Source organism: Vibrio sp. ER1A (assembly GCF_000733315.1).
Lineage (GTDB): Bacteria > Pseudomonadota > Gammaproteobacteria > Enterobacterales > Vibrionaceae > Vibrio > Vibrio mediterranei.
In genome coordinates, this window is the sequence record NZ_JPJA01000085.1 from 25,932 (window position 1) to 37,717 (window position 11,786).

Below are 11,786 nucleotides of genomic sequence, written 5' to 3' on the forward strand. Positions count from 1 at the left end.
GATCGTCTTCACCCCGTCCAACAAGGGCAACAGACTTGAAGTGCTCATACCCCTGCGACAAGCAGAGCTGCTGCAGTGATTCAGTGCTGAAAACTTCCTGAAAGCCTATAATATCTGCCCTTATTTCGTTAAGCAGAGAAGTGATCCACTGCTGTTTTTTCTGCCATTTCTCTTCCGTGTTGGTGTTTTTATCTTTCTTGCTATACCAGTAGTTTCCGGTTCGAGATAGTTATGAAGCAATTCAATATGAGCCAATAATGACCAGAGAGCAGATGCGCCAAACGATCTTCGAGTAAATAGAAGTTGATTATAATAAAACGGGAAGGCACAGTGCTCTTGGGTACCTAAGCCCAATGAACTTCGAAAAGCAAGATGCCGCCTAACTAAGTGTCCAGTCTGACTGGAATAGATCATTACCTCTATAACCGACTGAATCAAATACCTAATCACGTTTTGTCCTACGCGTCAAAAACATCGTACTATCTCGCTGACATAGGAATTTTTAGACAACCTGAGATAAATAGAAACAATCTTAACACATACACAAATGACGACTGATTCTATTTGCTTTTGCCTCTCTTCCCCCAGGTAAACCAGTTCTAATTGAAGTTAAAAAACTATATTTATTAATATGTTAATCCTATAACACGTCAGTTTACCTCAAACATTGAACTTTATATGACACCATTGTACACTATATGATACACCGTTTGAGTCAGATGAGCATATAATGAGTAATGAAATTGATGTTACCGAGTATTTAAGAGGACTATTTGAAACCAATGACGTCAGCAGAATTTCTGAAGGTCTTGGAAATGTGATAAAAGCAGTTGGGGCGACGGAATTTTGCAGAGCAACAGGTATAAGTCGAACTGTTATCTACAAATCCTTATCAAAAGATGGTAACCCAACACTAAAAACAGTTTTAAGCATACTAGACTACTGTCACGTTAGGTTTGATGTAAAAGTTCAAAGTGGTAAGAAAGGTATTTTTTATGATTTAGATTCGAGGAAAAGTCGTTGAGTGATAAATTCTATAGCCGAGTATCAAATACTTTTCTAGGTATAGCGTTGGTTTTTGTTATGTTTCTCATTATTACTGACAATGTCCTGCCCTTTAGCACCAATGCAACAGTCAAAAGTGAATCCCTCGAAATCGTTCCAAGGGTTTCAGGTAGAATTGACTCGGTTTTAGTTGAGTCTGGAGATGAAGTCAAAGTTGGGACCCCGTTAATAAGCATAGACAATACTGACTATAGCCTCGCGTTAGACAAAACACGATCACTTTTAAAGAAAGCAAAATCAGACTTACAAGAAGCGAGAAAAACACACACTCGTAATAGAAAATTGCTTAAAAAAGGTCTAGTTAGTCAGCAAAATTATGAAATAACTGAGAACGCGTATACAGTAAGTCAACTCGCACTTGAGCAGGCCAATATTGACTATGCTAGGGCTAAACTTGATTTTGATAGAACGAATATCAAATCTAACGCAAATGGTATTGTTGCAAATTTATCAATAATTCGAGGTACATACGCTTCTTCAGGAAACACTATAGGTCATATAATTACCTCTAGAAAGTGGATTGAGGCAGCTTTCCCAGAAAAAAGTATCGACACCTTTTCTAAAGGAACTTTAGTGTGGGTTGTTTTAGACGCGAAGCCAGGACAAGTATTTACTGGCCATGTGAATTATATTGAACCGGCGAGTCAAAGTGGCATCAATTCCCCACAAAATCTGAGTGCTGTAAAAAGTGACACACGCTGGATCCGAGCTCAACACAAAAACGTTATCCGCATAAACTTGGAAGTAGAATTGGAGATTCCATCTGGTGGTATGGCGACCGTAATGCTTCAAGGCAGAGGACTCAACAGGACGATAAGTTATTCTTGGATGAAAGGGATTAGCCTGTTTCGCTACCTTTATTGAGACCGTTTATGAAGGAATTAGTTAAACAAATTTTAATAATCGGCACATGCGCAGTAGTAGGAAAATCTCTACACACCTATACGCCAATTTATTTTGTTCTATACGCTACCATCGTAGCTTTATACTTCCCCTATAGAAATCTTAAGATTTTGGTTAACTTTCTTAAACCTGCTGTGATTTCTATTTTAATCGCAGTTATGGTAAACGAGATATTCAACAGTCATCAGTTCATCATATGGACTTTAAGTCTATTTTACTTTGACTATGTTCGCAGGAAGTGTCGAAAACAAACAGATATAACCCTCAGCCTAATGCCTGTATTCAATGTCATATTTGTCAATACTTATTCTTCTGATGCTACTTATCAGAATCTCGTCATTCCAATCATTAGTGACATGTTAATAGGAATGTTGGTATCAGTAGGAATTATAATAGCTTTTGATAAGATAATAGTAACTAAGCCCGCACTATATGAACGCTCTGAGCCTCAAACCGAATTTAGTGTAACTGGACTTGATAGATTAAAAATGCTCATTCTAGTTGGTGGAGGTTTGGCTTTTATGATGATCACCTCATCCATTAATTCCACGTTCTGCTTAGTGCCATTTATAGTTATTTCAATGCAGCCTTCAAAGAAAGAAATGCTTGAGGAGGTAAGATTTCGAGGCTTAACACAACTATTGGGCTGTATCTTTGCTCTGGTATTTTTGTTTATATTTGCATCAACAATGTACAATCTATTAGGATATTTTTTACTTGTCACTATACTGGTATATGTTTTTTTAACATTATCAAAAAACGCCGATATTACAACTCAAAAAGTGGTCAAAGATACATTAATGGGTGCAATAGTTACTATACAGCTTTACGTTGGCTCAAATGATTCCTTGTTAAATATTCACGATATAACATTACGAATAGTTCAGCTCTGCTTGGCCTTGGGGACAGTTATGATGTTTTGTATGCTATTGAGCGACGATTGCTCTAATTCAGAGCTAAAGACACATCAGAAAACGTCCTTGCCAAATTGAGTCTGTTTTTTGTCATGCTCAGGTTGGCGAACCCTACGCTATGATTAAAGCACTGAACAAGGTTACAGGGTTAGGTCTGCCTGAAGAAACTCAGTATATCGTATGGGAATCAAGCACGACGGGACTAGCATATCTTGTCTCTGAATTAAGCAACAAAGCCGTTAAAGAGGTTAAAGGTTGCAAGTCTCATTGATTTCTTCTGGTTATAGTAACCAACTATCATTCAACACAAATCAATTTAGCTGAGTGTTTTTTAAACAGTCAAATTTCTGTGGTGTGATGAGCATCTAGAATGAGGGTTTTGTACTTGTCGGACGTTGAAATTAGCGTACTAACTCGCACCAAAAGTTTCGGATACTGAATCAAATGAGTGGAACGCGTGTTACAGATTTTTCACATTGTCATACTGCTAAAAAGTGCAGTAATCATGTCTTATATCGGTTCAGAATATTCCTAAACTGTGAATTTTGGCTACCATAATAAGAGATGTTTAAGCCCTTTTCTGCATACTAAAAGTTGTTCAGTGGATAGGTTTTGACCGAAGCTCTCACTCACTATTGTCCGAAGGTGATTTATACACTGCCGATGACCGCCCCTGCGTTTACCGTTAAAGAAGTTCGCTCATCTCTGGCACACTGTCGGCTTGCCTTAGCAAGTATTCACATTCTTTTTGGATGAGTGATGCACATAGTTCTATGTGTTCACGCTCTCTATTATCGATTCCTTGAGCTTCGGCAAGTCCAATCGTTTCTTTCAAGGCATTCTTTATGGCACCAACGGTTTCTACCATTATGGAAGCCATTTTGGTACCTGAATAACCGAGCAGAGCGCCAAACTCAGCTAAATCATAGCTGGTGATAGGACGTCGGAAATTACCTTTCGGTGGATTTTGAAAGTCTTCGCTTTCCCAATCACCAATCGACATTGCAAAATATTGAGGGATACTGGCGGCACGACCCTCATGAGCAGACAATTCTCCGCTTCGCGAGTTGCGTTTTGCCCCCTCTTGAGCAATAGCTTCTATGTTCACTAAATCATAAAAAGGGGTCAGTTCAAGCCCTTTAGGGGTCACGAAAAAGCTAATATTTTTACCATGAGCATCGTAATTTAGAGTTGCTAGATTAAACAGCATCCATTGGGTAAGCTTTAGGTTAGTGATTACCGTGTCTCTAGTTTTAACGTTGAGTAGGCGTGGGAAGGAAACGCCATCACGCATATATACACCATCGCCTTCATCCCCATTCTGACGTTCGTATTTGTAACCAGGGGGCAAGTCAGTCGCCTGACAGCCATCAATCACATGTTTTCGTTGAACGATATTACGAGCTTCAATATAAGCACGATCGAACCGCTCTATTATCAATGCCCTAGTCTTCCCTATGCGATTTAGCTCAACATTAGCGACATCCAAACCAGCTAACTTGGCTAATGTCATACAAAAGAACTCATTCACAGCAATACACGGTGCTTTACCACTTTCAAACTTCAGAATGTAGTTCGAACTTAATTTGCCTTCGCCAAACCCCCATTCATCACCGCGCTTAAGTAAGTTTAACTTGTTTTGAACTCCAGCAACCGAAAGACGAACCTTACCGTCCCAAAAAACTAATGGCGCTAGATTTCGCTCTAGTCGTTCTATTAGTTCATCATCAGGTACAGATCTAAAACTGGTTTCCTGAGGTCCTGAGCCTAGAACTCGAAAAGATAATGCGCCTGATGTTTCCGCCCCAAGCTTACGAATCAGTCCGAACGTATTGCTTTTGGAGATAGTAGTGTTTTGTATCATCTCCTCAAAGGCTTCTCCTTCGGGAAGGAGATTTCTAAGATAGTTCTCGATACTACGTGGTGAAGCCTGCTCATCGAAAGGAATATATGGTGAAATCGGGAAACCAGTGTGTGTCCATTCATCTTCATAGATGAATGAGAACTCTGTTTCTGTTCCGACAGGGAGAATCAAACGACCAATTTTGGTATTCGTACCGATAAACACGTCTAACTGCTGTAACTTACTCATACCAACCGTCCTCATTACTTCTCACATTGCTTTCATCTTGGGAGGTTATTTGGCTATTTGGACGAACAAATAGGTTTAAGTCGATAAGGCGTAACGACAGCCCTAAGATATCCATGAGGACTAGCACATTGGCAAAGGTGACACTGGTATCACCTTTTTCTACCTTCATAACTGTCCTACGAGATAAATTGGCTTTTGAAGCGAGATCATCAATACGCCAACCTCTATCGGTACGCTTTGAGCGAATGGCGCTCCCCAACGTTCCCACACTGAACTCGGTATTCAAATCAGGCATAGGTTGTGCTTTTACCATCTTACCTTTTTTCATAAGTGCCTTTTAATGTACTTTTATCGCTGTTAGGTTCGTTCTAAAAATATAAGTTCACTATAACTCACTTTTGTGACAGCTGTATAAGAAATTATCTATAAGTGCATTTTAAGTCACTTATGATTTGTGTACTAGTTCAATAGCCGCTATCCTACTTCAAATGAGATCACCGTGCGTCAGTTTATATCGAAATACGCTGACAAGTTCGAGTGTGAATTAAGCAATGACTGCATTTAGTATCAAGGGATTAAAGATACGGATTGAGGTTTTAGTCAGTATCTGAAAATATCGCCCAAGCGAACACCATCAGATAACAAAGTCTTACTCTATTCGCATCTATTGAGTGTCAAACAGTAGCAGTGCACTTCAAGTTTTTAGATGCCCTTATATTAACGTTTTAGGTTGTCGTTTGTTATTCATTTCAATACATTATTGAACTGCACGTCCGGTTATTCAGGGGGGAGGTATTTTCCTAGCGCTGTGGCGCTCTGTAATAAAATAGTAACGATTTGCTTAAGCTTCCAAGAAATCACCCTCTGGCTTCATAGAGTTGGACGTTTTTGAAGCGACAACCCTTTATTACTGCGCCTTATCTTATCGCGCATTGATGGTTGACGTTCTATTGCTAAGTACGGCAATACAGTTCGTTTTTTAGACGATTGCTTTTAGACAAACGATGAAAGGAACGACCATGTTTTGACTGGGAAATAGACAATTTAGAGACAGTAAAATGTGGGTGTTCGAACGAATAATCGTGAGTTTGCGATTCGCCGTAAAGTATATTGAGAAAGAGTCTAGGACAAAAAAATTTGATTATTCCTAGAGAGATAAGTTCAGACGGGGTGAGCACCCAAAAGCACTTCTGCCCCTTTTCGTGTTCACAGCATCCCCAAAAATAACAGTCATCCCCTTGAAAAAGGGGATCTCATTCAGCGCGTCCTGCAGCCGAATTACGTGACTTTGTCGCCAATTTTCGCGGTAGGAGGTTCTCACTTTCGTGAGGATGACGGCTATAGGGGGCATGTTAGAAATGAAGGGATGTAGAGTATTTCTGTCCACCTTCGAGTTAGTCAGACTTGCCTGACTCGCCTTTGCCCCAAAGCTTGTTAAAGAGCGAAAAAAACTTGTAGAAATAACGAACAAAGAAAGGTATGCAGCTATATCTGTTCCAATGAGATATAACTGCTTCTTATGTGAGAGGGATAAAGCTATTTCACTTCGTATCTAAGTATAACTTCATTATCCAAAACAACGTTTGTTAACCAAATGAAGCTAGCTCCAGCACCACTGAATTTCTCAATAAAATTCATGTAAGATTTCTTGTTATTCACACCAATTTCGTCTTCCGAGTATTCAGTCGCTTGAGGCCATGAAACTGCATCAAAGTCTTGTGCCATCCAGTTACTTGGGGTTTCCCAATGGACTGCATAAGCATTCTCACCGTTATCTGTACCTTCTGTAGTACAGCTCTCAGATAAACGTTTACCATCTACCTCACTCAGGCAACTCAAGTCGTAGATTGGCGCAATATAAAATGTCTGTGCTTGCCAGTCAGAGCCTGTCTGAGCTGTTCCAGTCGGGGAGCAGCTCTGTTAATAGCCAATATATGTCTTGTTACTGATTAAACGTAATTTCAGTGAATGATGGGGCTTGCTGATAGATATCCCGAGCTGAGTATTGAACCGTACCGAAATCAATCTTGTCTAGGTCAATTTTACGGATATCGGGGTTATTCACTGTACGGTAGTAATAATCTTTGTTTTCGATGTCGACAACGTTGCCGTAACCAATCATTTGAGGTGCTTCAGAAACCCAAAGCCAATACATAGTGGTTGGTACAATCTCCATCGCATTCAATATAGAGAATGCGCGGCCTAGACCGTTGTCGCGCTCGTCTAAGTCTGCACCGTTACGGTTGTATTCTGCGTTGATCGCTGCTAGGTGTGAGAATCGGGTATCAGAGCCAGAATCTAGCTTGTTCCAGATATCTGCTTTGTCCTCGCCACGCGCCGCCGCTGCGTCAATGTGCGGTTGGGCTAGTTTCAATTGTTCCGGGTAAGCAGGGTCATTGGTCATAACGCCAATTTCGTTTTCATAGATAGTTGGGTAGCCTGAGCCGTCTACATATTCGACTACGATTGCGCGGTCTTTGTCGCGGATTGCATAGTGCATACCCACCGTTAGATCGTGCGCTACTTTGATAGTCGTTGTTTCTACCTTGGTGCTTTTAAGAAGCTCAACCGCTTCGTCTACCGATTTAGCGTTGGCTAGTACGTGACCTACAACTTCTAAGTAGTTAATGTCGCCTTTGCCTTCTTCAAGATATGAAGATTCAAGCAGTGCTAGTGATTCAATGTTAACGCCATGTTCGTTTAGACCAGATGAAATCCACTCCGTATCAGCATGACGCATGCCAACGAAACCGTACTCTCCTGACTTACCGTTGATCTCATAACCGCGAGGAACGGTCACAAGGTGCTCTCCCATGAAATCCGGTGCTTCCATTGTACGAGATACGAATGCGTTGCCATTTACTTCAAAGGTTGAGTAAGAACAAGCGCTTGTTGTTGCCGCTAAACCCGTAGTAAGTGCTGTTGCAGTGGCTAGAGTTAGTAACGTTTTTTTCATTTGTATACCCTGATTTAGATAGTTCAAATAGTGTGTAGCAGTGATACGATTTGCTGTTGAAGCTATTATCACCAACAAAAAGCATTGATGATAACGACATTGGACATCATAATGATGTCTATAACGTAATCAGGTGTTGTAGATGGAATATTCGTTGAACCAGTTGCAAGCATTTGTGGCGACTGTAGAAGAAGGCAGTTTTAAGGCGGCTGCTATTAAGCTCAACAAGAGCAGTCAAGTTATCGCAAGGTTTATTTCGATGATGGAGGACAGCTGTAATGTGCTTCTTTTCGAGCGCCGCGTAAGGCAGCTACATCTCACCAAAGAAGGTAATAAACTCTATCCTCATGCTAAAAGGATGATGCTAGAGAGTGAAAAGTTAGACGCGCAGCTTGCTAGTTTTGATCAACAACTACCCAACTCATTAACTGTGGCTATCGACAACTACTTATCATCAGAAGCTGTCACTCATTGCTATTTGGATGTGCTAAAAGAGTTTCCAAACATCGATCTAGTCGTCAAAAGTGGCGATACAACGCAAGTTATAGATTGGATGAAATCTGGTGAAGCGGAAGTCGCATTAGTTTTTTCTCCGTTGACGCAATTCGAGGGACTACAAGAAATGGTCGCTTTCAACTTTTCAACGGCAGAAGTGGCATCATCAACCGTTGTTGCTTCAGGGGCAGTGTTAAGCCAGGAAGAGCAAAGAGACATGATGCAAATAGTTCCGAAGTTTATCTACGACTTTGGGCACGAAAAGCGGTACGTATTCAGTGATAGGACGATCATAGGTACGGGATTTGATGAACTGTTAGCCATGCTTCAAGCTGGCGCTGGATGGGCAAGAGTGCCTAACTTCAAAGTACAAAGGCTACTTGAAGACGGTGTCCTCAATGAGTTCTATTCCGAAGGCTCTACCCCAGTATCTTGGCATGCCATGCTCTACTATCCAAATGAGGAACAGCTCAGTTTGGCAGCAGACGTGTTTATCGAGAGAGTTATGCGCTTGAAAGACATCATTGAGTAGTAGGTGGCTGACTATCGGATGTTATCGACACAAAACTTCAATGCTCTCGATTAACTTCTTCTAAAGCTTAATATCCTAGCTCTGTTACATATTGTACAAAATCATCTTCTGCAACGGACAATGACTCCTCCCCTTTGTAGATAACTTCTGCCATCCAAGTATACTTATTCACGCCTTCCATCGAAAACTCGACAACCTTGCCCTGCTGTATCAGTTCTCGGGTAGTAATGTCCGGAGCAATGGTCCAACCTAAGCCGGATTGCACCATACTGAGTGTTGCGTTTAAGTCATTGCAGGCAATAACTTGGTCACTAAAGACATGCATCTCTTCCAACTTTAGTTCGTAAATAAAGTCCGGCACAATCTGTGTTTGGTGGGCCACGTTAGATTTATCAACAATTGCGCCTGCGGGGAACATACCTGATGGAGCCAACTCGCAAAGTTTAAAGCCAAATGCAACGGAAGTAACGAGGTCTTGATGACCTTTCCCCGTTGAGGCACGTAATCCGATAGACACTTCGTCGTTGATCACCCAGTCAGTCACTTGACTGGTAGTTCCTGTTAGCACTTTGATATCCATGGTTGGGTATGTGCTTCTTAATTTTTTAATACAGGAAGTCAGTTCTGGGCAGATCAGCATATTATCAATTGCCAACGTAATGCTATTTGGTAGCTTCTGCTCAAAACTATCTAGGATTGCGTTTAAGTTTTCCGTATCAAATAGAACTCGCTTTGCCATTATTAATAACTTTCTGCCTTCTTCAGTGATCTCCAGACGTCGTGTTTTTCGTTCAAAAAGACGTACATTGCAGGTATCTTCCATTGCCGAAACCAATTTAGCTACGGCCTGAGCACGCTTATTGAGCTTGATAGCCGCGGCTTGAAATGTCCCATTTTCGGCTGATAAAACAAATGCTTCTAGCTGAGGTAGTGAAAATTTCATAGAACTGCTCCTAAGTCTGACATTTACATCCTCAACCTGAGGTTGTGTTATGCAATTATACAGCACCACCCTTAGTTGTAAAAATAGCGCCATGACACGGGCAAACTCCTCGCCCAACTACAACAACTACTTTGACAAATAAGGGTTTGATCATGAAAAAATCAATCTTGGCACTATCACTGGCGGCAAGCATGGGGATTGCAGGCGTTGCACAAGCTTGCAGTTCTTTTAACTATGTGGCACCAGATGGCAGCCGCATGGTCGGTCACTCGATGGAACTACCTGTAGAAGCTCATGAGCACTTAGCTGTGATTCCACGTGGCCATAAATTCGACGGCGGTGTGACAGCAAAATATGGTTTTGTTGGTATGCAGCATGGTGAAACTGCCGGGGCAGACGTATTCTCTTCTGGCATGAACGAGCATGGTGTGTCTATTACAGCACAAAACTTAGACGAGTCTGTATACGCACCAAGCGGTAAAGGTGATATGAATCACTGGTATGTTGGCGCTTACATCTTGGGCAACGCCGCGTCGGTAGTTGAAGCCATCGAGCTTATTTCAAAGATCAAAGTTGAATTGGGTGAAGGCGTGTTTGGCACTATGGGTCTTCACTGGTCTATTCAAGATAACGATCGCGCTATCGTACTTGAGTATACGAAAGGAGATGGTACGCCAGATATCCATGAATCTGTCGGTGCGATGTCAAATGGCCCAACGTATGACAACCAAGTCACTATGGCTAAGGTGAAGTTCAACGCTCAAGATTTACGTAAGACTAAACGCAATACGAGCGACCAAGTAGGTTATAACGGTGACCAAACGTCAGAATCACGTTTCCAACGTGCTATTTTCCTCAATGCAACAGCAGACTTTAGCCGTGATGACTCTAAAGAAGCGATCTTGAATCATACATGGAACATGGTGAACACGTTCGATATTCCGCAAGGAACATTGTACTGGGAGTGGTTATCACCAGAACCTCAAACGGTTACGCACTTCACCGTTCATGACTTGAAAGAGAAAGATTACTACTACCGCACATACAAAAATATGACACCTCAGAAAGTGGATGTAGACAGCTTAGATTGGGTGAATGTCAATTACTCGTCGTTTGATATCTATCAGACGACCACTCAATATCAGCAAGTTAGCTTCAACTAAGACACCTTAATGAATTGCACCCTAGTATCGTCATGCGTTGTTACTAGGGTGAAGGCGATTCCCAACAACAGAAAGTAGTGATAGTTCCGAACTAGTGCAAAAGTCTACTCATTGAGTCATGACATTTTGATTATCGCTACAACCACAACTAGACAGCTACCAAGTGAAAAAGATGATTTTAACTGGGTCCATCGCCTTATTGTCTTCAATGGCAGGGGCAAATCAATGGACTGACCCAGTAGATGGTCGCATAGACGCGAGTCGATGGCTTTTAGATAACGCTTATGGTTTTTGCCTGTCCCTGTAATGATTATTGATCCTGACGTGGGTAATGGCGGCGGTGTTGCCGCGCTATTTTTCCATGAGACAGAGGAGCAGAAACGCATCCGAAAAGAGAACCCAGAAAAAGTTGCTTCTATTGTAACCGGCATAGTCGGGATCGGAACAAATAACGGCTCTCGTATATTTGGCGGATTTCATAATGGTGTGTGGAAAGATGACACGATCCGATACGAAGGTGCTGCCTATTCGGCAGATGTGAACATTACCAACTACCAATTAGGTTCAGCGCTAAAAATGAACTACCAAGGTTTGTTTGCCTACCAAAAAATTGACTTCAGAATTGGGGAGTCAAATTGGTGGCTTGGTGCAGACTATAACTTAATGTCCAGAACCATCACAGCGAGCACTCCGTAACTCAGAAGTGTCGAGTAGACGACACTT

The 11,786-nt window shown here is 41.6% G+C and carries 9 protein-coding genes and 3 pseudogenes; 7 read left to right on the plus strand and 5 right to left on the minus strand.

Annotated features, from left to right (window positions below; translation table 11 throughout):
* Positions 1–233: 233 nt before the first annotated feature.
* From HW45_RS29285 to HW45_RS06355, 4 genes and pseudogenes are all read left to right on the plus strand, one after another.
* Positions 234–383, plus strand: a pseudogene (locus HW45_RS29285) (IS3 family transposase); the annotation flags it as partial.
* Positions 384–721: 338 nt separating this feature from the next.
* Positions 722–1,024: pseudogene (locus HW45_RS06345) on the plus strand (addiction module antidote protein); the annotation flags it as partial.
* The gene (locus HW45_RS06350) at positions 1,021–1,929 is read left to right on the plus strand and encodes an efflux RND transporter periplasmic adaptor subunit (RefSeq protein ID WP_038225634.1); all 909 of its coding nucleotides are present in this window, start codon (positions 1,021–1,023) and stop codon (positions 1,927–1,929) included. The pseudogene HW45_RS06345 and the gene HW45_RS06350, both read left to right, overlap by 4 nt.
* Positions 1,930–1,937: 8 nt before the next feature.
* Positions 1,938–2,960, plus strand: a complete 1,023-nt coding sequence (locus tag HW45_RS06355) for a DUF2955 domain-containing protein (RefSeq protein ID WP_038225636.1) — start codon at positions 1,938–1,940, stop codon at positions 2,958–2,960.
* Positions 2,961–3,567: 607 nt separating this feature from the next.
* On the opposite strand, the gene HW45_RS06360 is transcribed toward HW45_RS06355, so the two are convergent.
* The 4 genes and pseudogenes from HW45_RS06360 to HW45_RS06375 form a co-directional block, all read right to left on the minus strand.
* Positions 3,568–4,974 carry a HipA domain-containing protein gene (locus HW45_RS06360; protein ID WP_038225637.1) on the minus strand — a complete coding sequence of 469 codons (1,407 nt, stop codon included), beginning with the start codon at positions 4,972–4,974 and terminating at the stop codon, positions 3,568–3,570.
* Positions 4,967–5,302, minus strand: a complete 336-nt coding sequence (locus HW45_RS06365) for a helix-turn-helix domain-containing protein (RefSeq protein ID WP_038225639.1) — start codon at positions 5,300–5,302, stop codon at positions 4,967–4,969. The genes HW45_RS06360 and HW45_RS06365 overlap by 8 nt, the downstream gene beginning before the upstream one ends.
* Before the next feature lie 1,208 nt (positions 5,303–6,510).
* Positions 6,511–6,864 (minus strand): annotated as a pseudogene (locus tag HW45_RS06370) (hypothetical protein); the annotation flags it as partial.
* A 52-nt stretch (positions 6,865–6,916) separates the two neighbouring features.
* Complete coding sequence (locus tag HW45_RS06375) at positions 6,917–7,930, minus strand: linear amide C-N hydrolase (protein ID WP_038225641.1); 1,014 nt, start codon at positions 7,928–7,930, stop codon at positions 6,917–6,919.
* A 142-nt stretch (positions 7,931–8,072) separates the two neighbouring features.
* Here HW45_RS06375 and HW45_RS06380 point away from each other — a divergent pair, with 142 nt between their 5' ends.
* Positions 8,073–8,957, plus strand: a complete 885-nt coding sequence (locus tag HW45_RS06380; protein WP_038225643.1) for a LysR family transcriptional regulator — start codon at positions 8,073–8,075, stop codon at positions 8,955–8,957.
* 67 nt (positions 8,958–9,024) lie between these two features.
* Here the strand turns inward: HW45_RS06380 and HW45_RS06385 are convergent, their stop codons facing one another.
* The gene (locus HW45_RS06385; RefSeq protein ID WP_038225644.1) at positions 9,025–9,900 is read right to left on the minus strand and encodes a LysR family transcriptional regulator; all 876 of its coding nucleotides are present in this window, start codon (positions 9,898–9,900) and stop codon (positions 9,025–9,027) included.
* 152 nt (positions 9,901–10,052) lie between these two features.
* On the opposite strand from HW45_RS06385, the gene HW45_RS06390 reads away from it, so the two are divergent.
* Together HW45_RS06390 and HW45_RS06395 are read left to right on the plus strand one after the other, a co-directional pair.
* A complete protein-coding gene (locus HW45_RS06390; protein ID WP_038225646.1) occupies positions 10,053–11,063 on the plus strand; it encodes a linear amide C-N hydrolase in 1,011 nt (336 codons plus the stop codon).
* A 306-nt stretch (positions 11,064–11,369) separates the two neighbouring features.
* Complete coding sequence (locus tag HW45_RS06395; RefSeq protein ID WP_051867832.1) at positions 11,370–11,759, plus strand: hypothetical protein; 390 nt, start codon at positions 11,370–11,372, stop codon at positions 11,757–11,759.
* Positions 11,760–11,786: the final 27 nt, after the last annotated feature.

Coding starts and splice junctions, on each gene's coding strand:
- HW45_RS06355 (WP_038225636.1), top strand. CDS start 1,938: ATGAAGGAATTAGTTAAACAAATTTTAATAATCGGCACATGCGCAGTA.
- HW45_RS06360 (WP_038225637.1), bottom strand. CDS start 4,974: ATGAGTAAGTTACAGCAGTTAGACGTGTTTATCGGTACGAATACCAAA.
- HW45_RS06365 (WP_038225639.1), bottom strand. CDS start 5,302: ATGAAAAAAGGTAAGATGGTAAAAGCACAACCTATGCCTGATTTGAAT.
- HW45_RS06375 (WP_038225641.1), bottom strand. CDS start 7,930: ATGAAAAAAACGTTACTAACTCTAGCCACTGCAACAGCACTTACTACG.
- HW45_RS06380 (WP_038225643.1), top strand. CDS start 8,073: ATGGAATATTCGTTGAACCAGTTGCAAGCATTTGTGGCGACTGTAGAA.
- HW45_RS06385 (WP_038225644.1), bottom strand. CDS start 9,900: ATGAAATTTTCACTACCTCAGCTAGAAGCATTTGTTTTATCAGCCGAA.
- HW45_RS06390 (WP_038225646.1), top strand. CDS start 10,053: ATGAAAAAATCAATCTTGGCACTATCACTGGCGGCAAGCATGGGGATT.
- HW45_RS06395 (WP_051867832.1), top strand. CDS start 11,370: ATGATTATTGATCCTGACGTGGGTAATGGCGGCGGTGTTGCCGCGCTA.